This window comes from Luteimonas endophytica (genome assembly GCF_029887875.1).
In the GTDB taxonomy this organism is placed as follows: Bacteria; Pseudomonadota; Gammaproteobacteria; order Xanthomonadales; family Xanthomonadaceae; genus Luteimonas; species Luteimonas endophytica.
The window spans coordinates 176,149-196,841 of sequence record NZ_JARXRM010000032.1; the positions used below are offsets into that span (position 1 = coordinate 176,149).

Below are 20,693 nucleotides of genomic sequence, written 5' to 3' on the forward strand. Positions count from 1 at the left end.
AGCTCGCGTGAGGTCGGCATCGGGTGGGAGCGACGGAAGTCGCGGCCCGCACCCGATGAAGCCGTCGCGGCTTCCGTCGTTCCCGCAGGGTGCGCACGGGGGTTGGAGCGGGGCCGTTGCGCTATGCTCGCCCGCGTGACGGCCGCGGGCGGGGAGCACATGGGGCAGGGCGCCGAGCGCGGGCCTGGGCGCCGATGCTGAGCGTCGGCGCGGTGGTGCTGGCCGCGGCGCTGTGGCTGGGGCTGATGTTCGCCGCGGCGCTGTTCGGCGAACGGCACCCGGCCGCGCTCTCGCGGCACTGGCGCCACGTCTACGCGCTGTCGCTGGCGGTGCACTGCACCTCGTGGACGTTCTACGGCACCGTGACCCAGGCCGCGCGCTACGGCTGGCCGCTGCCGCCGACCTTCCTCGGCGCGATCGTGTTCTACACGGTCGCGTTCGCGTTCATGGTGCGGCTGATGCGGCTGGCCCGCGAGAGCAACGCCACCTCGCTGGCCGATCTCATCGCCACCCGCCTGGGCAAGGACGCGTGGCTGGCCGCGACCATCACCCTGGTCGCGGCGCTCGGGCTGATCCCCTACATCGCGCTGCAGCTCAAGGCCGTCGCGATGAGCTTCGCCACCCTTACCGGCACCCCCGCCAGCGGCCTGGGCGAGGTGCCGCCGTGGCGCGACAGCGCGTTGTACGTGGCGTTGGCGATGGCCCTGTTCACCATGCTGTTCGGCACCCGCCGCGCCAGCGCTGCCGAGCACAACCGCGGTCTGGTGCTGGCGATGGCGTTCGAATCGCTGTTCAAGCTCGCGGCGATGCTGGCGCTCGGTGCCTTCGTGTGGTTCGCGCTGGAGCCGCTGCCCGAGGTGCCGGTGCCGCCGGCGCAGGACGTGGGCGGCTTCGTGCCGCTGGTGCTGCTGGGCGGGCTGGCGATGTTCATCCTGCCGCACCAGTTCCACATGGCGGTGGTGGAGTGCCGCGACGAACGCCACGTGCGCACCGCGCGCTGGCAATTTCCGCTGTACCTGCTGCTGATCGCCATCCCCGGCCTGCCGCTGGCCCGGGCGGGGATGGCGCTGCTGGGCGACGAGGTGCCCTCCGACATGTACGCGCTGGCGGTGCCGCTGGCGCAGGGCGGCGAGGGGGTCGCGCTGTTCGCGTTCCTGGGCGGCCTGAGCGCCGCCACCGGCATGGTGATCGTCAGCACGCTCACGTTGAGCCTGATGATCGGCAACCACTGGTTCGCGCCGGGGCTGCTGCGTGGGGCCTGGTCGCGCGGCCAGGGCGACGACCACCGCGGCGGCCTGCTGCTGCTGCGCCGCGCCGGCATCGTCGCGATCATGCTGCTGGCCTGGGCCTACAGCCGGCTGGTGGGCGACAGCGACGCGCTGGCGGACATCGGCGCGGTGTCGTTCTCGGCGCTGGCGACGCTGGCGCCGGCGCTGGCGTTCGCGGTGTGGCGGCCGCAGACTCCGGCGCGCGCGGCCACCGCGGGGGTGCTGGCGGCGTTCGCGGTCTGGGCCTGGGTGACGCTGGTGCCGGCGTTCGCTCCGCCGCGCATGGCCTGGGTGGGCGAAGGGCCGTTCGGGCTCGCCTGGCTGGCGCCCGACGCGCTGTTCGGGCTGACCGGCTGGAGCCGGCTGGGGCGCGCGGTGGGTGCGACGCTGTTCGTCGGCACCCTGGCGACGGTGCTGGCGGCGATGCTGGACCGGCGCGAGCGCGGCGGTCCGCTTCGCGGCATCGATCGCCGGGCCCTGGGCAACGCCGGGCGCCGCTTCCTCGCGCAGGGGCTGGTGGAGTCGCTGCTGCGCGACGCGCCCGCCGAGGGCCCGGTGCCGGCGCGGCTGGAGTCGCGGATGGAGCGCGAACTGTCGGCGGTGCTCGGCAGCGCCTCGGCACGGCTGTTGCTGGACGCGGCCAGGCGCGAATCCGGCCCCGATCTGGAGACGGTGGCGGCGATCGTCGGCGAGGCCTCGCAGGACCTGCGGTTCAACCAGCGGGTGCTGGAGGCGGCGCTGGAGAACATGAGCCAGGGCATCAGCGTGGTCGACGCGGAGCTGCGGCTGGTGGCCTGGAACGCGCGCTACGCCGAACTGTTCGGATTTCCGCCGGAACTGCTGCGCGTCGGAGTACCGGTGGAGGCACTGGTGCGATTCAACCTCGCCGGCGGGTTGCTGGGTGCGGTGGCGGTGGACGAGGAGGTCGGCAAGCGGCTGCGGCACATGCGCGCCGGCACGCCCTACATCGCCGAGCGCAGGTTCCCGCGGCGGCGCGCCGGCGGCGGCGCCGTCACGGCGGACATGACCGTGGAGATCCGCGGCAACCCGATGCCGGGCGGCGGCTTCGTCGCCACCTTCACCGATGTCACCGCGTTCCGCAGCACCGAGCGCGCGCTGCGCACCGCCAACGAGACGCTGGAGCAGCGCGTGGCCGAACGCACCGCCAGCCTCGACCAGGCCAGGCGCGAGGCCGAACGCGCCAACGACGCGAAGAGCCGCTTCCTGGCGGCGGTCGGGCACGACCTGCTGCAGCCGCTGCATGCGGCGCAGCTGTTCGCCGACGCGCTGGCGCAGCAGATCGGCGATGCCGCGCAGCTGGGCCAGCTGCGACAGCTGCGCGGCGCGCTCGACTCCACCGGCGACCTGTTGACCGGACTGTTCGACATGTCGCGGCTGGAGGCGGGCGGGCTGGTGCCGCAGCCGCGGCCGTTCCCGTTGGCGGAGGTGCTCGATCCGCTGGCCTCGGAGTTCGCCGCGCTGGCCGCCGAGCGCGGCCTCGTTTTCCGCCACCGCCCCACCGGCGCCTGGACCCGCAGCGACCCGCAGCTGCTGCGGCGGATCCTGCAGAACTTCCTCGCCAACGCGGTGCGCTACACCCGCACGGGTGCTGTGCTGCTCGGCGTCCGCCGCTGCGAAGGCGGGCTGCGGATCGAGGTGCACGACACCGGCCCGGGCATCGCCGCGCCGCAGCGCCGGCTGATCTTCGAGGAGTTTCGGCGAGGCGAGGGCGCCGCCGGCCAGGGGCTCGGGCTGGGTCTGGCGATCGCCGAGCGCGTCGCCGGGCTGCTCGGAGCGCCGCTGGGCCTGCGCAGCGAGGTCGGCCGGGGCACGGTGTTCTCGCTGCTGCTGCCGTCGCTCGCGCCTGCCGAAGTGCCGCGCGGGGACGGCGGCCGCGGCGGCCTGGCCGGCGCCCGCGCATTGCTGGTGGACAACGACCCGCTGGCGCTCGAGGCGCTGGCGACCCTGCTGCAGGGCTGGGGCTGCGAGGTGGTGGCGGTTGCCGACGGCGCGGCGGCGGAGACCGCCCTGGCCCATCGTTCCGCCTTCCTCTGGCTGTTCGACTACCACCTCGACGGCGGCGATACCGGAGTCGCGCTGCATGCGCGGCTGGCGGCGCGCTTCGGTGTCCGGCCCACCCTGATTCTGAGCGCCGACGATGGCGGCGAGGTGCGCCGCGACGTGCTCGACACCGGGCTGGCGCTGCTGGGAAAGCCGCTGCGGCCGCTGGCGCTCAAGTCCGTGCTCGATCGCCTGCTCGCCAGCCGCGGGTGAGCGCCCGGCGGCGGGCGCTTCCCGCACTCGCCTACAATCGCGCTTTCGCCGGAGCCGCGCCGCGCATGCCGTACACGCCGATCGTCGCCACCCTTGGGTACGTGCTCTCGCCGGAGCGCGACCGGGTCCTGCTGATCCACCGCAACGCCCGCGACGACGACCATCACCTGGGCAAGTACAACGGCCTGGGCGGCAAGCTGGAGCCCGACGAAGACGTGGTGGCCGGCATGCGCCGCGAGATCATGGAGGAGGCCGGGATCGCCTGCGAACAGATGCAGCTGCGCGGCACCATCAGCTGGCCCGGCTTCGGCAAGGCCGGCGAGGACTGGCTGGGGTTCGTGTTCCTGATCACCCGCTATGCCGGCACGCCGTTCGACAGCAACCCCGAAGGCAACCTGGAGTGGGTGCCGGTCGACCGGATCATGGAGCTGCCGCTGTGGGACGGCGATCGGCGGTTCCTGCCGCTGGTGTTCGATGCCGACCCGCGCGCATTCCACGGGGTGATGCCCTATCGGAACGGCCGGATGGTGTCCTGGAGCTGCTCGCGCCTCTGATGCGCGGCGCTTCAGCGCTCGAGCCGTCGCGCCGGATCGCCGATCTCCAGCTCGCGCAGGATCACCCCCGCGTGGGTGCGGTTGCGCGCGCCGAGCTTCTCGAAGATCGCCGACAGGTGCGCCTTGACGGTGCGCTCCTGCACGTCCAGGCGATCGGCGATCTGCTTGTTCAACAGCCCCTGCGCGACCAGGGCGAGCACCCGGAACTGCTGTGCGGTAAGGCTGGCCAGCCGCCCGGCGAGGTCGCGGTCCTGCGGCAGCGAGCCGGCGCGCTGCACCGGCCCGCGCAGCGCCGGCGGCAGCCACTGCTCGCAGGCCAGCACGCTGCGGATCGCCTGCCGCATCTCCTCCAATCCGGCGCTCTTGGGGATGTACCCGGCCGCGCCGTGGTCGAGCGCGCGGCGGATCACCTGCGGATCCTCGTTGGCCGAGACCAGCGCCACCGCGACCGCCGGGAACTGCGCGCGGATCGCCGCCAGCCCCGCCAACCCGTGGTTGCCGGGCATGTGCAGGTCCAGCAGCACCAGGTCGATGTCGCTGCGCGCTTCCAGGGTGCCGAGCACGGTCTCGAAGGTGTCGGCCTCGCAGACCCTGGTATCCGGCGCGGCATCCACGGCGGCGCCGCGCAGCGCGGCACGGAACAGCGGGTGGTCGTCGGCGATCAGCAGGACCGGCATTGCGCGATTGTAGGCGAGCGCGCGGCCGCGGCCGCCGTGGTACCAAAGTACGATGCCGGCGCCGGGCGCCGCTGCTAGGGTCGGCGGATGAGCAGCCCCCTCCCGCGCGTCCCCGTCCTGGCAGCGGCCCTGCTGCTGGTAGCCTGTGCCGCCGGGCCGCGGCGCCCGGCCATGGAGCCGGCCATGTTCACCGAGCCACGCGCCAGCGAACACCGCGGCGCCGACGACCTGCTCAGCGCCGGCCTCGGCCCGGACGGCCTGCGGGCGATGGCGCCGCCGCCGTTCGCCGACCCGGAAAACCCGACCCGCGCCGAGCGGCGCCGCCGGGCGCTGTGGAGCAACTGGCGCGGCATCGCGGACCTGGCCCCCGGAGGCGGCTATGGCGAGGTCTACGGCAGCCTGGCGCCGGTGCCCGGCCGCGAGTTCCATGCCATGGCGACGCTGCCCGGCGCGCGCCATCCACACCGGGTGATGCTGCAGCTGCCCGACGGCTTCGACCAGGAGCGTCGTTGCCTGGTGGTCACGGCCTCCTCCGGCTCGCGCGGGGTGTACGGCTCGATCGCGGTGGCCGGCGCCTGGGGCCTGCCGCGCGGCTGCGCGGTGGCCTACACCGACAAGGGCGCGGGCACCGACTACTTCGACCTCGATGGCGGGCTCGGCGTCGACGCCGACGGCGGCGTGGCGGCGGCGGCCCAGGCCGCGTTCGCACCGGATGCCGCGGAAGCGGCCACCGGTGTCGCCGTCAAACATGCGCATTCGCAGGACAATCCCGAAGCCGACTGGGGCCGCCACCTGCGCCAGGCGGCGGAGTTCGCGCTGCGCACGCTCGACGAGGCGCTGCCCCAGGCGGCGCCGTTCACCTTCGACAACACCCGGGTCATCGCCGTGGGCCTGTCCAACGGCGGCGGCGCGGTGCTGCGCGCCGCGGAACTGGAGGGCGAATGGCTCGATGCGGCGGTCGCCGGCGCGCCCAACGTGCTGGCTGCGGGGGAGGGCGCCCGGGCGCTCTACGACTACACCACCGAGGCCGCGCTGCTGATGCCGTGCGCGCTGGCGCATCCGGCGGCGCTGCCGAAGTCGCCGCTGAGCGCGCTCGCCGCCGGGCAGCGCGCCCCGCGATGCGCGGCGCTGGCCGAGGCCGGCCTGGTGGAGGGTGAGGACACGCCCGCCCGGGCGCGCTCGGCCTGGGAGCGGCTGCGCGCACAGGGCTGGACCGAGGAAGCCCTGCAGGCCGGCGCGCTGTCGGTGGACTTCGACCTGTGGCGCGCGGTGGCGGTGACCTATGCCTCCGCCTACGGTCGCTACCGGGCCGGCGAGCATCCCTGCGGCTACGGCTTCGCCGCGCAGCAACCGGATTTCGCACCGCGCCCGGCCACCGCCGCCGAGCGGGCCGCGTGGTGGAGCGACGGCAGCGGCATCCCGCCGGGTGGCGGCGTCGGCATCGTCGACCCGCGAGCGGCGGCTCCCGATCCGGCGCTGCCCGGGCTGCGCTGCCTGCGGGCGCTCTGGGACGGCGCCGGCGCGGATGCGGCGCGGGTGCGCGCCGGGGTCGAGGCGACGCGCGCGGGTGCGCCGCGCCGCGGCCTGCCGCTGCTGGTGGTGCACGGCCTCGACGACGGCCTGATCCCCGTGGCCTTCAGCAGCGCGCCTTATGTGGCCGCCGCGCGCGCCGCCGGCCGCGAGGTGAGCTTCTGGCAGGTCCGCAACGCCCAGCATTTCGATGCCTTCCTCGGCCTGCCGGACTACGCCGCGCGCTACGTCCCGCTGCTGCCCTACCTGTATGCGGCGCTGGACCGGATCGACGCGCACCTCGATGGCGCCGCCGCCATGCCGGCCGACGCGACGATCTCGCCGGCGCCGCGAGCGGCCGGCGGCGCCCTCGACGCGGAGTCCCTGGCGCTGCCGCACTGAGCGCATCTGGCGCGCTGCGTGCCGCTTCACGCGCGCTCTGGCAGGCTTGGGGCCAGCCAGCCCGGAGGCCGCCGATGCCGCACCGCCATTTCTCGATGCTGCGCCAGTTCCACCTCGCCGACTGGTTCACCCTGGCCAACGCGTTCTGCGGGACCGGCGCGGTGTTCGCCGCGATGCGCTACCTGCAGGAGGGCGGGGTGCGCGATCTGCTCGCCGGCATGGCGCTGATCCCGCTGGCGTTCGTGTTCGATGCGCTCGACGGGCGTGTCGCGCGGTGGCGCAAGGTGGCCTCGACGCTCGGGCGCGAGCTGGACTCGCTGGCGGACGTGATCTCCTTCGGCGTGGCGCCGGCGGCGCTGGGCTATGCCTGTGGCCTGCAGGGCGGCTGGGACTGGATCGTGCTGAGCTACTTCGTCGGCTGCGGGGTCAGCCGGCTGGCGCGCTACAACGTCACCGCCGAATCGCTCTCCGGCGGCGGCGACAAGGTCAGGCATTTCGAAGGCACGCCGATCCCGACCAGCCTGGCGATCGTGGTGCTGCTGGCGGTGCTGGTCTGGTACGGCCGGATCGGCGATGCGCTGTGGCTGGGGCAGTGGCAACTGGGGCCCTGGCAGCTGCATCCCCTGGTCCTGGTCTTCGCCCTGTCCGGCACGCTGATGATCAGCAAGACCCTGCGCATTCCCAAGTTCTGAGCCGTGCACGGCAGCGTAAACGTCGCGTTGCTATGATCGCCGCAGGATCTGGAGGCAGCGATGGGCAACGGCGCGACGGACGAGGCGATGGGAGGTTTCGAGAAGCTGGCGCAGCAGTACTGGAGCGCCTGGGGCGAGGCGATGCGCGCCGCGGCGCCGGCGGCTGCCTCCGCGGGGCCTGGCCAGGCGGGCATGCAGGCATGGCACGATGCGATCGACTGGTGGACGAAGTCCGTCCATGGCAACCGCGCCGGGGTCAACGATGCGGTCGCGCGCTTCCAGCAGCAGGCGCACGGCTGGTTCGGGCAGATGCAGCAGGTCGCGGCCCGGTTCGCGGGGCAGCAGGGCAGTGCCGCGGACGTCGCCAAGGCGTGGCGGGAGGCGCTCGGGGCGAGCGGCGAGAACCCGTTCCCGGAGATGTTCCGGGCCATGCGCGGGCACGGGCTGCAGGGCCTGGACCAGTGGATCGACGACGCCTCGCCGTACCTGGACGCCTGGCGCCGGGAGAGCGCCTCGTGGCTGCGCATGCCCGCGTTCGGTCCCGGCCGGGAGCACCAGGAGCGGCTGCAGGCGCTGGCCCAGGCGCAGGCCGACTACCAGGAGCACAACAACGCCTACAACGCGCTGATGCTCAAGGCGTCGCAGTCGGCATTCGAGATCTTCGAGGGCCGCCTGCTCGAGCGCGAGGAACCGGGGCGCCAGATCGAATCGCCGCGGGCGCTGTTCGACCTGTGGATCGACGCCGCGGAAGAGGCCTACGCCGAGATCGCGCTGTCCGAAGAGTTCCGCGCCGTGTACGGTCGCCTGGTGAATGCACAGATGCGGCTGCGCGCGGGGATCCAGCGCGAGGTCGAACAGGTCAGCGCCATGTTCGGCATGCCGACGCGCAGCGAGCTGGATGGGGCGCACCGCAAGATCGTCGAGCTGGAACGCGCGGTCAGGCGCATGCGCGACCAAGCGCGGCCGGCGCCGGCACCGGCGGAGCGCTCCGCCGGGCGGGTGGCGGCACCGAAGAAGCCCGCTTCCAGGGGCGCCGTGAGTTCTGCCGGGAAGGCCGCGCGGAAGACCTCGAAGAAGCGCACGAAACAGGCCCCGCCCAGGGCCGCGAACAAGACCACCGGCAAGTCGGCTGGCGCAGCCAGCAGGACGGCGGTACGCAAGTCCGCCACCGGCAAGGGAGGGCGCTGAAATGACCGGTCCGCTCAACATCAGCCCGGCCCGCATCGCCGAGGAGGCGGTGCGCTTCCAGCAGAAGCTCGGCGCCGGCCTGGACACGCTGCGCGAGGTGGACGATGTCGACTACGGCGCGACCCAGAAGCAGGAAGTGTGGCGAGACGGCAAGACCGTGCTCTACCGATTCATCGGCGACAAGGCGCCCACCGCGAAGGTCCCGCTGCTGATCTGCTACGCGCTGGTGAACCGGCCCTACATGGTCGACCTGCAGTCGGACCGCTCGATCGTCAGGAACCTGCTGGCCAGGGGCGAGGACGTGTACATCATCGACTGGGGCTATCCCGACCGCTCGGACCGATTCCTCGAGCTCGAGGACTACATCGAGCGCTTCCTCGGCGGGGCGGTCGACCACCTGCGCGACGCGCACGGGCTGGAGGCGGTCAACCTGCTCGGCATCTGCCAGGGCGGCGCGTTTTCGCTGTGCTATGCCGCGCTGCACCCCGAACGGATCCGCAACCTGATCACCATGGTCACGCCGGTGGATTTCCACACCCCGGACAACATGCTGTCGAACTGGACCCGCGAGATGGACGTCGACCTGTTCGTCGACACCCTCGGCAACGTGCCGGCCGACATGATGAACTTCTGCTACCTCACGCTGAAGCCGTGGCGGCTGTTCGTGCAGAAGTACGTCGGCCTGGTGGACATCCTCGACGATCGCCGCTCGGTGGAGGACTTCCTGCGCATGGAGAAGTGGATCTTCGATTCCCCGGACCAGGCGGGCGAGGCGTTCCGCCAGTTCATCAAGCAGTTCTACCAGGGCAACGGCTTCATCAACGGCGGCATCGTGATCGGCCGGCGCGAGGTGCACCTGGGCATGGTGGAGATGCCGGTGCTGAACATCTTCGCCGAGCAGGACCACCTGGTGCCGCCCGCGGCATCGCGGGCGCTGCGGGGCCTGGTGGGCACGGAGGACTATTCCGAGCTGTCGTTCCGCGGCGGCCACATCGGCATCTACGTCTCGGGGCGCGCGCAGAAGGAAGTCCCCACGGCGATCCACGAGTGGCTGGCGGCGCGCTCGGCCTGAACGCCGCGGCCCCGCGCCGCTCTCCACGCCGGCGTGCGGGACACGCGCTAGACTTGCCGCAACTCGGTTTCCGCGAGCGTGCGCCATGAGCCATCCAACCCTGTCCCGTTCGATCAACGATCGCGTCATCGCCGGCGTGATGGGCGGCATCGCCCGGCGCTTCGGCTGGAGTTCCACCGTGGTGCGGGTGCTGTTCGTGGTGGTGTCGATCCTGTCCGCGGCCTTCCCCGGGATCCTGGTGTATCTGGTGCTGTGGCTGGTGATGCCGGAAGGCGATTGAGCCGGCCGTGAGCGGGGCTCCCGCCTGGCCGCTGTGCATGGTCGGCGCGCTGTGGACGTTGCCCAATACGGTGCTCGGCCTCGCCGCCGGCGCCGCCGGGCTGGCGTTCGGGGCGACGGCCCGGCTCGACCGCCGAGAGCTCGCGATCGTCTTCCAGCGCTGGCCTTGGGGGCCGGGCGGCGCCATGACCCTGGGCAACGTGATCCTGCATACCGCCGAGTCGCTGGATGCCCCGTGCTTCACCTACGCGCACCGTGCCGGGCATTGCGTGGAGCCGGCGGTCCGCATCGGCGACCATGAGCGCGCCCATGTACTGCAGTACATGGCGCTGGGGCCGCTGTTCCTGCCGCTGTACCTGCTGAGCGGCGGGATCAGCGTTCGCAACCGCTTCGAGCGCGCTGCCGACCGCTATGCGCGCACCGGCCGCGGCTGGTGGCCCTGGGGGTGATGCGGCCTTGCCGACGAACGGCTGGGCGGTTTTGACATTCCGCTAACGGCGCCCGCGCTAACCTGCGCACGTCGAAGAAAAAGCGAAAGGCGAAAGCCGGACGCAATCGCTTCGACAAGGAAGGCTCAGCCGATCGGGGTCATACCCGAAAGACTGGGCCTTCTGCTTTTGGACGCGGGCCCCGTCCCGACGAGTCGGTATATTGCGAGCGCCCCCGAGGGGTGTGGCATTTACGCGAAAGCCGGTGCCCTTGGCCGAAACCGTGGATCGCCGCATCCTCAGGCCCTACCCGCGGCCTTCGCGGCATGGGCCGCTCCTATGGGACAGCCAAGTGGGGTTTCAAACGCTGGCCCGGTCGAGGCATCAGCAACTTGCAGCAGCGACCTGCCATCGGGCCTGACGTTTTCCCGCTAGTGCGCTGACCTTGCGTACGGACCCGACCGCATTGCCTGGCAGGCCAACGCCTCGATGCCAGGTCGGAACGGAGCTGGCCGTCGCGGGGGGGCTGCTCGCCGACAGCCGCCGATCGCACCGTCGCGCGGGCTTACGATGACGGCGGACCGTCACGGCGCGGTTCGACCAGGGCATCGCCGTAGGGGCCGCGCAATTCCGGCTCGGCGATCCACTCGGCGAGCAGCCGCAGGTAGCCTTCCGGGTGGCGCAGCATGACCCGCTCGCCATCTTCCTCGACGAATTGGTAGATCCCGTGGTCGGTGCCCGGGAACACCACCAGGTCCACCGGCCGACCCTGTGCCTGCAGCGCGCGCAGCCGGCGCAGGGTTTCGACGTTCGGCGCCTCGCGGTCCTCGGCGGCGATCACCCACAGCTGTGGCACCTCGAGTGCGGCGAGCACCGGCAGCGGCTCGTAGTCCCAGCTGGTGCCCTGCACCGAGCGCATGGCGATGCTGCGCACCAGCCACTGCGGCGACCAGCTGGGGATCTCCAGCACCCGCCCGCTGAATTCGCCCTGGATGTCGGCGAACCACGGCTCGTCGCCGTAGACCTCCTGCACCGCGGCGAGCTGTTCGTAGCCCTCGGTGAAGCCGGATGCCATCACCCGCGCGGTGGCATCGGTGATTTCGCGCGCGCGCTCGAGCACCTCGGGCCCGTGCCCCGCCGCGCGCAGGTCGTCCATCACCTGCTCGCGGTCCTCGGCCAGTGCGCCTTCGGCCATGCCGAACAGCGCCGCCACGTAGTCGACGTCGACCTTCGACGCCGCCAGCGGCGCGATCCAGCCGCCCTGGCTGCCGCCGACGAAGCCCGCCCGCGAAAACCCGGCCGGCCGCAGGCGCCGCGCCTCGCCCAGGGCGGCCACGGCGTCGTCGGCCAGCACGTGGAAGTCCTGGGTGTATTCGCCCTCGGAACCGCCGGTGCCGCGCTTGTCGTAGACCAGCACCGCCACCCCCTGCGCCGGCAGCAGGTACTGCGTGGGGTAGATGTCGACCGCGGAATAGTCCTCCGAGCCGTGCAGCAGCACCGCCAGCGGCACCGGCCCTGCGGCCCCCTCCGGCAGCACCAGGCGGCCGCGCAACGTGACGTCGCCGCTGCGGAAGCTGGTGTCGTGCGCCTCCAGCGCGATCCGGCGCGCGCCGCCGGATGGCCCGCCCTCGAGGGCGAACTGCATCCTCCCCGCAGGGCACGGCTCGAACGTCGCCGTCGCAACTGGCGGGCTGTCCTCGTCGCGCCAGCCCTCGCGGGCGGTGAAGACGGCCCCGCTGCCCGGCGGCGCGAACACGCCGCTGCGGCCGTCGATCAGGCGATAGCGCAGCCCACCGGTGACCGGCGAGAGCGCGAGCAGTTCTCCGCTGTCCATGCGCCAGGCGCCGGCCTGGCAGGCCAGCTCTGCGGGGAGGGGTGGCGGCGCCTCGTCGGTGGAGCAGCCCGCCAGCAATACGGACAGCAACAGCGGGATGGCGACCAGAAAACGGGCAGGGCGGGCCGGGTGCATTGGCGGGTCCGTTCGAGAAGCGATCCACGAGCCTACAGGAGCGCCTGAGCGGGCAGCGCATGCCGGAAGTGTGCATTCACGGGTGCCGAAGGTCACCGGATGCGCTAGGCTCGGGCAAACCCACGGGGAGGCCGAAGCATGAGCGGGTTCCGCGACGACGCACCACCCTGGTCCTTCTTCATCCCGGTGACGCTGGCGGTGATCGTCGGCGTGCTGGCCGCCGATGCGATCCGCTATGCGGTGAAAACAGTGCTGGCGGACGACTCCGCCGAACGCGCCGATCTGCCCCGGCCCAGCCCTCCCATCGAGCCCGCGGAGCGGACGCCGCAGCCGGCCCCGATGGCCGAGATGCCGGCGGGCGCCGCGGTAGCGGAGGCGCCCGGCGCGGAGATGGAGGAATCCGGCGACGCGACCGAAGACGCCCCGGTCGGGCCGACGGTTCCGGGAGCCGGCCAGAACCCTCCCGACGAGGCCGGCGCGATGCCCGCCGTCCAGCCATCCGCCCCCGACCAGCTGCCAGGGCCGCTCAGCGCCAGGCGCGACGAGGCCGAGGCCGCCTGCATCAACGGTACCGTGGCCTACCGCAGCGGCAACGGCTGGGAGCAGGCCTTGGAGAACGACGCGCCGGTGCGCTGTACTGCGTCGTCGCCCTGAGGGGCTGGGCCGCAGACGCGGCTCCCGCGGATCGCCTGGACGCGCCCGGCTGCGCGCCTCCTGCCTACGGCGATTCGCGGGTGACGCGCAGCGTCTCGACCGATTCCCCAATGGTCGCACCGCCGGGGGCGAAGCGACGCTCTGCGAACAGAATCCTCGAAGCCTCCACCAGCACCACGCTGCTGCAACGGGTGCCGTACTCGGCCCCTGTGACGAACGGCGGCGACAGCGCCCGTTCCAGTGCGAGTCCCACGCCGGTATCCGGCAGGGCGGCATCCGGGGCAGGTGCGCAATCGGCCAGGGCGTCGAACAGCGGCACCAGGACACCATGGTCGGAGAATGGGTCGCCGTGCGGGGGCAGGGCACCCAGCCAGGCTTCCAGCGCCTTCGTCGCATGCGTGCTCTTCGGCCATGGCGCATCGAAGGCGCCGTTGGACATCGCATGCACGCCGGGGCACACCTGCCGATGTGCCGGCCGCGGATGGTTGCTGGCGAAGGCGAGTTCGCCGCCGTCCCAGACCAGCAGGTTGAAGCGCCCATAGTCGTCTGCGCGCGATTGCAGATCTTCGACATAGGTGGCAGCGGCGTCCTCGTTTCGCACGAAGTCGCGCACCAGCCACCCGCGCGAGTGCCGGGTCGGCTCCTGCGCAATGCCGCAGCGCACGTTGGTCACCGCCGCCAGACGCCCCCGACGTGCGACCTGCAGCCAGCCGCCGCCCTGCACCAGATCGCGCCCGCCGTACACATCCGACGCATCCGGATCCGGCCCAGCGGCGGCGGTCGGGCGCGCGTGGAACTCGTCGCGATTGGCGATCAGCGCCAGCGGGTACCGTGGATGGGTCTTCCAGGCGAGGGCGATCAGGCACATGCGCGACATCCTAGCCCACAGGCGGCGGAAGGGCCGCGGCGGAAGCGGCGCCCGCTTCCGATCGTTCGCCGCGCTCCGTTCCGGCCGATCGGCTCAGCCCTCCTGCACGGATGTGCTAACCGTCAGGCCGTTGTCCTCGCCACCGCCAAGCTGCCGATCCCATCGGCTTGGCCGTCAGTGACGGCATTGAACTCCGCGCGGGTTTCCGGGGCTTAGAGCGAGGGCGGGGATTGGTCCTGTGCCCACAGCCAGAAGGTGCCGCCATAGTCGCTGTCGACGCTCGGAAACGTGTCGCCGCGATTGAAGTGGCGCCGCGCTCCGGATTTGGCGGGCGAGTACCACCAACCCGATCTGGGGCAGGTCTGCCCAGCTTCCATCCGCCCTTGGCCTGCCGCAGCCGTCGAGGACAGGAGGTCGGCAAGTCCGTCTTCGATCGATCCTTCCTCGGCCCCTTCGACCAGCCTCCAGCTGCACTCCGCCTCGGAGGTGTTCTGCATCGTCTCGGGGTCGTAGCCGATGCTCGCAGGGGGGGCGGGCAGGCCTTCGATCATGAACGCCGCGCAGCTGTCGTCGACCCGCGGAAGATAGATGCCTGTCCTGGTGACGGGTTCGCCGGTCTGGGCCGTCTGCGTCGCAGAGAGCACGTACCTGCGCCACAGTGAAGGAGGGTCCAGGGGGCCCCGCGCGTCCGGGTTGTACCGATGGGTCAGGGCTCCCTGGGTCCAGTACGCGCCTTCGGTAAATTCGATGTTTGAGGCGTATTGCGAAGCAAGTGCGAGCCACCGCCAAAATGCGGCACCTCCACCGTCGACTCTGGCCAGAACCTGCGGCTCGTCCATCCAGTCCGAGCTGTAGTCACGGGAAAAGCCCGAAAAATCGCTCCTCACCATGGCGGCGACACCGAGTGCCTGCATCTCGCCGTGGGTCAACCGGATATAGGCATTGTTGAGGCTGTCCGCCGTGTTCCTGAAGTTGGGCAGAATCCTCTCGCCCCAAACGATATCCGGCTGCTCGGGAAGCGGCCTGTCGCGGTAGTCGGGCGGGAGCTTGGCGACGAACGCCTCGAGACATCGTTCAGCGTGGCGCAGCATCCGTTCCCAGGCGTCGCGCATCGCACCGAAATAGGCCTTCGAGCTGTATCGCTCCAGGAGGTGGATTTCTTGCGCAAGAAGTGGAGTGGGCATGCTCAGTTCCCGTACCAGTTGTTCGTCAGCGTCGGCACGCCGACCATGCTGACGGAGCCGCCGAAGTTGCTGGCCGAGAAAGCTGCGCTTTCGACGTGTCTACCTTCTGGGGAAGCGCTACGAAAGCGCTCTTGGTTGGGGCGGCGGTTGGGGATCAGACGGTTCGCGCCCGGGTCGCTCAAAGCTTCGGATCGGACTGATCCGACGACCACATCCAGAACGTGGCACCGTAGTCGCTGCCCTCGATCTTCGGGAAGGTATCGCCCTGCTTGAAGTAACGACGACTACCGGCCCTAGCTGGCGTATGCCAGAAACCAGATTGCGGCACCGGCTCGCCGGCAGGTACGCGCGATTTGGGTTCAGCGACCTCGCCAGTGCCGGCATAGGTCCCGTCGTGATCTTCGTACTCATCGTTGATCATTTCAACGAAGTACCACTTGCACGGTTTCTCTTCGAATGATGCGGCCGCTACGGCGCCGGGAGCCTCCCAAGCTTCTTCGACCGGATCGCCCAAGCTCGTGATGATTCCTTTATATTCCTGCTGATTCGCAAAGCGAAACAATCCTGCTTCGTCGCCCCACAACCCTTCACGCCCTACCGCTGCCAGCGCGTCACGGCCGATCTCATTAAAAGTGCATGCCGGCCCTAGCTCGCCGTAGCCGCCGGTCCAGGCGAACTGCAAGGCTGCATACGGATCCTCTTGGGGCACATATACACCTGTGCGTGGTGGCGGTTTGTCCGTCTCTGCCTCAACGTCTGTACGCACTCGGAAGCGTGGCAAGCGTGGGAACAACGCCCTCTTGCTCATCCATCTTTCCCAGAAACCACCGTCATCCACATTGCAAGGGCGCTGCATGAACGACGTAATCTCGCCTGCGTACTTGAACGTCTCCTCCGCGCGCTCCTTGAACTCCGCCTGTTGTTCATGGGTCATCCACAACATGCTGTCGGGGTATCCGGCGTATTCTCGCAACATCCGTTCGCATTGGCCCTCCGCGGCACCACTGTAGCGTTCGAAGGAGCGTTTCGCGATTTGTCGGACTACACTCTCGCGGAAATCCACCATCGCTGCGTAGGCATACGTGGAAAAATGCGCCGCAGTGCTCGTCGGCTTCCAGTTGACATGCGCCAGCCCCGTGGCATCGAGCCCGCTGCGCTCGTCCAAGAGGCGGTCGGTGAAGGCGATCCACTCGTCGATCAGCGAAAGCAAGCCCTTCAGGTACTCCAGCGAGGCGTAGTGGTACAGCAGGGTCGCCTGCCGCTTGTGCCAGGGGGGCAGTGCGAGTCTCTGGATGGGCATATCGCTCACAGGTTGGTGACCTGGCCGGGCAGGCTCGGGAGCCCCAGCCTGGCGTCGATCATCTGGGCATCAAAGTCCGTGTAGCCCCAGCCGGTATCGAACGGCCCGAGAATGCTCGGGTGTTCGATCTTTTCGCGGAGGAACTGGTACTGCGCTTGTTCTTCCGACGACAGGCCGTGGTAGCGCGTGCGGTCCATGTCGTCCGCTTGGGTGAGCCGGCCGTCGGCGCTCCTGCGGTAGTAGCCCCCCGCGTCGCCAAGGCCGCCATTTGGACCGCTGGCGGGAAATTTGATCTGCTCCCAGCCGCCTTCGAGAAAATGATCCGGCAATACTTCCTCCTTGACCTGCGCCGCCGCCGGCCCACGCCAGACCTTGAGGCGCTCGCCCGGCTTGAGGTCGTACACGACGAATTGCCCGTCTGGATTCCAGTCCGGCCACACGGCCAGATGCTTACGCCAGGCAGCCTTGGGATCGGGCGCGGTCATGATCTGGTTCCAGACGTCCTCGGTCACCCAGTCGGCGCCGGCGGCGGAGTTGTTAGGCGACACCACCCGGTACAGGCGCATGGGGCCGACCAGTTCAGCCTGGCGCATGCCCACAGTGAAGCTCCTGATCTCGCCGTCGCTGAGTTTCGGATAACCCTCGCCAGCAGCTCTATCAATCTTGTTTCGAAGGCCCTTCGTGCGGGGATCAAGCGACTTGTTCTTTGTCGGCTTGCCCTTGCTCAACCAGCTTGGTGCCGGATCAGCTCGGCGCATCAGGGCCACCGCCTGTGCCTCCGGCAGGCCGCCAGTGAAATGGATGTTGCCGGTATCGAGAATGCCCCGGCGCTGGTAGAGGTCCTCAATCTCCAGGCGGCGGATGATGGTGTCCAGGATGTCCTGTACTGGACGGAGGGCGCGGCTGGCGTAGCGGTCGAACTCGCTACGGATGCCCCTCACCATCCCGAACGCGGCCTCCGCGCGACCGCCGGCGAACGGCACGTGCTTCACGTAGCGCACCAGGTTCTGCATGAGCGCGATGCCGCGGTCGAACGCCCGCCGGAGATAGGCCAGACTGACCTGGGCGCGTACCGCCTTGACGCCGTTGGCCAGTTCGAGGAAGAGACGGTCCCACTTCAACGCCTTCCAGTAGTGCTGCACCTCGCGCTTGCGCAGAAAGGTGATGACCCAGGTCATGGCCTCCTCCACGGCACGCACGACTGCATCACCGCCGCTGCGCCGGACGAACAGGAAGAAGATCTTCAATACGCCCTTGACCAGCGAGCCTAGCGTGGGGAACAGGCCGATCAGGGTCAGGCACAGTGCCACCCAGGCCCAGGTGTCGGTCTTGTCCTCGTTGATCAGCTTGCAGTTGGCGATGATGTCGCGGACGTCGCACACCTGGTCGACACCGGGGATCATCGAGATCGCGGTGTCGAAGATGATCTGGCCGGTGGTGCGCTCCTCGTTGAAGTCGCCCTGGATCGCTTCCCACAACCAGACGAAGACGTTGGTGGTACTGTCGGCGATCTTGTCGTATTGCTCGGTGACGAAGGCCAGTGCTTCGCGAAGCTGCTCGAGAGTGACCGGAGGTGCCTGGTTGGGCAGGCTGGTTTGGGGAACGCTCATCGCGTGCGTCCCGCGCTACCTGCCAGAGCCAGCAGGTCCTCTGTCGGCCTGGGCTCCCTGTCAGTCTCGGGCGTACGCGGCTTGTAGACGACCTTCTCGACGGACTTGTCGGGTACGTCATCGTGATGCGCCCTGCCATCCGCATCGAGCTTGCCGGAAAGCACCGGCCCTTCCTTGAAATGGATCTCGTATTCGGTGCCCGCCATCGGCACGTCAGTATCGACATCCAGGTATTGGAGCGCGATCCAGTGCGTTGGCTCTTGGGCCTGCGTGTGGCCGCTGGGTAGGTTGGAGAGATTCGCTGCGTTGGCTTGTCCTCCCCGAAACGGCTGCTCCCCCGCCTTGACGGTGAAGTTGCCGGGGCACGCGAAGGTGATGTTCCCTCCTTCCAGCGTCACCTGTGTCTGCCCCGCCTGCAGCACGATCTTCTCCTTGGCCAGCACGTCGATGCGCTCATCGGTGGCGGTGAGAGTGACCGACTGGTCGGCGAGGACCTCCAGCGCGCCGGTGTGGGCCTGCAGGCTGAGCGGGCCGTTGGCGGCAATGGCGCGGATCGGTCCGGCGTGGGCGTAGAGCGCGGCGTGCTGGCCGGCGACCGAGGCAAAGGTCTGCCCGGCGCTGAGCTGGACGTCGGCCTGCGCCGTGAGGTGCAGGGCGCCGCCGGCGTAGGCGACCGAGCTCTTCTGGGTCGCGAACGCGATCGACTCGGGTGATTCGACGACCAGCTTGGGGTCGGCGAAGCGCTCGACCGGATCCTCGCCCGGTTCGCGCCCGTCACCCGCGGGCTTCATCGCCGGCTGGCCGGCGACGCTGCCGGTGTATCGGCCATCCACCTCGGCATCGAGCGCCTCGCGGAGCGCGGTGAGGCGCTGGTTGGCGTCGAAGCCGGGCACCTGCTGCTGCAGCAGGGTCTCGTGCAGGCCCTCGGCGGTGCGCTCGGCGCCCTTGAGCTGGGCCACCGCCTCGGCCATGTCCATCTGGGTCGAGGCGGCCCCGGCCCGCGCGGTGCTGGACAGCAGCAGGCCCTGGCCGGCATGCACGTTGCCCCAGCCGCCGCTGGCCAGCTCCATGCCCCGGCCGCGCAGGCCGCCGCGCGCGCCGTCCTGGTGCTGCACCAGGTAGCCCAGCTCCAGGCGGCTGTCGGCCAGGCTGGTCTGCAGCCGGGTGCGCAGCTGGCCCGGGGTGTCGTCGAGCACCCACTGCTGGCTGCCGCTGCCGTCGTGGGCGCGGCTGTGCAGCCCGCTCAGGGTGCCGGGATGGTTGGACGGGCCATCGATGCCGCCGGCGAAGGGCGGGGCGACCTCGCCGTTGTACAGCTGGCCGGTCACCCGCGGCTGGTCGATGTCGCCATGCAGGAACTCCACCAGCACCTCGGCGCCCACCCGCGGCAGGAAGTGGCTGCCCCAGTTGGGGCCGGCGACCCACTCCGCCACCGGTACCCAGGTGCCGGAGGTGGCATCGCCGGGGGCGTGGCCCGGGTGCTCGCTGCCGCTGTCCTGCAGCCCGCCCGGGTTGGGCCGGGGGCCGCGCTGCCAGGCGAGCTGGATGCGCACCTGGTGGTCGCGGCTGGGGCTGACCGCGGCTTCGGGCAGGCCGACCACGCGGGCGGTCTGCGGGCCGTGCACGGTCGGGCGGTCGCGCGGCAGCGGCGCCACCGGCGTGCCGGCGGGCACCGCGACGAAACGGTTGCGATAGCTGCCGCGCTCCAGGTCGGGCGAGGCGAGCAGGGCGGTGATGCCGCTGCCGAGGTTGTTCGCCGCTACGTGGGTCACCCGCAGCGGCAGGAACGCCCGGCCCTCGTGGCCGGAATGCTGGCTGAGCGTGAACGTATTGCCGGCGGCGATGGCGCGCGCGCTGCCCGCGCCGTGATGCAGCGCCACCGGCAGCCGCAGCGCGTCCAGGCGTCTTGCGGCTTCGGCCTGGGCCTGGCCGCCCTGCTCGAAGCGGCCGGCGCGCGGCTGCACGAAGACCTCGAGCGCCGGCAGTCCGCCGGCGTCGGCTTCGCACTGCCCGGCAACGCTCGCCAGCTGCGCGCTGTGCCAGCTGGCGGCATGGCTGCGGTTGGGCGCCAGCTGGCGCAGCTCGGTGAAGGCGCCGATGGCGTCGCGGGTCTCGGTGGCGGCGCTGCGATGGAAGCGCAGCGTGCCGGCGTCGGGAACCTCGGCCTGGGCATCGAAGATCACCAGGGTGTGGCGGGCGCCGTCGTCGCCGCCATCGTCTTCGCCTGCGGACTGGTCGTGCTCGTAGCGCCAGGCCAGGCCGGCTTCGGCCAGCAGGCGGGTGACGAAGTCCCAGTCGCTTTCGCGGTACTGGGTGGTGATCGCGCGCACCGGCAGGGCGCCGTCGATGTCGAAGCGGAACGCGGCCATCGAGTAGTCCGCGAACACGCGCTCCAGCACCCCGCGCACGTCGAGGTCCTGGAACACCAGCGCGTTGCGCCGGTGCGCCAGCAGCGCGGTCCAGGGCTCCATGGTCAACCGGTAGCGGGCCAGGCCGCCGTCGGCGCCCAGGGGCGCCACCGCGGTGCACACGCCGTGCCAGCTGCGCTCGCCGCCCTCTGCACGGTGCAGGCGCAGGCCGAGCCGCCGTCCGGGCAGCTCGGCGGTGTCGACGAACGCCGAGGTGGAAAACACGTCGATCACGAAACGGAACGGCGCGCAGACTGCCTCGCTGCCGTCGAACCGTTCCACCACCAGCCCCGGGACCGGGGCGTCGAGCTGGATCAGGCGCGCATGTTGCGACGGTACCGCGAGCGCGGCGAGCGC

General features: G+C 70.7%; 16 protein-coding genes. 9 read left to right on the forward strand and 7 right to left on the reverse strand.

Annotated features, from left to right (window positions below; all coding sequences use genetic code 11):
• Positions 1-194 precede the first annotated feature (194 nt).
• On the forward strand, positions 195-3,542 hold the full coding sequence (locus QFW77_RS10850; protein WP_280574680.1) for a PAS-domain containing protein: 3,348 nt from the start codon (positions 195-197) through the stop codon (positions 3,540-3,542).
• A 65-nt stretch (positions 3,543-3,607) separates the two neighbouring features.
• Complete coding sequence (locus tag QFW77_RS10855) at positions 3,608-4,096, forward strand: NUDIX hydrolase (RefSeq protein WP_280574681.1); 489 nt, start codon at positions 3,608-3,610, stop codon at positions 4,094-4,096.
• 11 nt (positions 4,097-4,107) lie between these two features.
• On the opposite strand, the gene QFW77_RS10860 is transcribed toward QFW77_RS10855, so the two are convergent.
• The gene (locus QFW77_RS10860) at positions 4,108-4,773 is read right to left on the reverse strand and encodes a response regulator (protein ID WP_280574682.1); all 666 of its coding nucleotides are present in this window, start codon (positions 4,771-4,773) and stop codon (positions 4,108-4,110) included.
• Between the two features lie 87 nt (positions 4,774-4,860).
• Here QFW77_RS10860 and QFW77_RS10865 point away from each other — a divergent pair, with 87 nt between their 5' ends.
• From QFW77_RS10865 to QFW77_RS10890, 6 genes are all read left to right on the forward strand, one after another.
• Positions 4,861-6,684 carry a 3-hydroxybutyrate oligomer hydrolase family protein gene (locus tag QFW77_RS10865; RefSeq protein ID WP_280574683.1) on the forward strand — a complete coding sequence of 608 codons (1,824 nt, stop codon included), beginning with the start codon at positions 4,861-4,863 and terminating at the stop codon, positions 6,682-6,684.
• Between the two features lie 74 nt (positions 6,685-6,758).
• Entirely contained in the window at positions 6,759-7,376 is a 618-nt protein-coding gene (locus tag QFW77_RS10870; RefSeq protein ID WP_280574684.1) for a CDP-alcohol phosphatidyltransferase family protein, read from the forward strand.
• A 60-nt stretch (positions 7,377-7,436) separates the two neighbouring features.
• Positions 7,437-8,564 carry a class III poly(R)-hydroxyalkanoic acid synthase subunit PhaE gene (gene phaE / locus QFW77_RS10875; RefSeq protein WP_280574685.1) on the forward strand — a complete coding sequence of 376 codons (1,128 nt, stop codon included), beginning with the start codon at positions 7,437-7,439 and terminating at the stop codon, positions 8,562-8,564.
• Between the two features lies 1 nt (position 8,565).
• On the forward strand, positions 8,566-9,636 hold the full coding sequence (locus QFW77_RS10880) for a class III poly(R)-hydroxyalkanoic acid synthase subunit PhaC (protein ID WP_280574686.1): 1,071 nt from the start codon (positions 8,566-8,568) through the stop codon (positions 9,634-9,636).
• A gap of 85 nt (positions 9,637-9,721) precedes the next feature.
• On the forward strand, positions 9,722-9,916 hold the full coding sequence (locus tag QFW77_RS10885) for a PspC domain-containing protein (protein ID WP_280574687.1): 195 nt from the start codon (positions 9,722-9,724) through the stop codon (positions 9,914-9,916).
• A complete protein-coding gene (locus QFW77_RS10890; RefSeq protein WP_425603317.1) occupies positions 9,912-10,364 on the forward strand; it encodes a hypothetical protein in 453 nt (150 codons plus the stop codon). The genes QFW77_RS10885 and QFW77_RS10890 overlap by 5 nt, the downstream gene beginning before the upstream one ends.
• Positions 10,365-10,908: 544 nt before the next feature.
• Here QFW77_RS10890 and QFW77_RS10895 read toward each other — a convergent pair.
• Complete coding sequence (locus QFW77_RS10895) at positions 10,909-12,312, reverse strand: alpha/beta hydrolase family protein (RefSeq protein ID WP_280574688.1); 1,404 nt, start codon at positions 12,310-12,312, stop codon at positions 10,909-10,911.
• Positions 12,313-12,450: 138 nt separating this feature from the next.
• Here QFW77_RS10895 and QFW77_RS10900 point away from each other — a divergent pair, with 138 nt between their 5' ends.
• On the forward strand, positions 12,451-12,966 hold the full coding sequence (locus QFW77_RS10900; RefSeq protein WP_280574689.1) for an NADH-quinone oxidoreductase subunit E: 516 nt from the start codon (positions 12,451-12,453) through the stop codon (positions 12,964-12,966).
• 64 nt (positions 12,967-13,030) lie between these two features.
• On the opposite strand, the gene QFW77_RS10905 is transcribed toward QFW77_RS10900, so the two are convergent.
• The 5 genes from QFW77_RS10905 to QFW77_RS10925 all read right to left on the reverse strand — a co-directional run.
• Positions 13,031-13,834: an NRDE family protein gene (locus QFW77_RS10905; protein ID WP_280574690.1), complete on the reverse strand. Its 804-nt coding sequence runs from the start codon at positions 13,832-13,834 to the stop codon at positions 13,031-13,033.
• 212 nt (positions 13,835-14,046) lie between these two features.
• Positions 14,047-15,018, reverse strand: coding sequence for a hypothetical protein (locus QFW77_RS10910; protein ID WP_280574691.1), 972 nt, complete (start codon positions 15,016-15,018; stop codon positions 14,047-14,049).
• Positions 15,019-15,196: 178 nt separating this feature from the next.
• On the reverse strand, positions 15,197-16,318 hold the full coding sequence (locus QFW77_RS10915) for a hypothetical protein (protein WP_280574704.1): 1,122 nt from the start codon (positions 16,316-16,318) through the stop codon (positions 15,197-15,199).
• 5 nt (positions 16,319-16,323) lie between these two features.
• Positions 16,324-17,928 (reverse strand): hypothetical protein, encoded by a 1,605-nt coding sequence (locus QFW77_RS10920; protein WP_280574692.1) that lies wholly within the window; start codon positions 17,926-17,928, stop codon positions 16,324-16,326.
• On the reverse strand, positions 17,925-20,693 hold a 2,769-nt coding region (locus QFW77_RS10925), incomplete at its 5' end, for a type VI secretion system Vgr family protein (protein ID WP_280574693.1). The genes QFW77_RS10925 and QFW77_RS10920, both read right to left, overlap by 4 nt.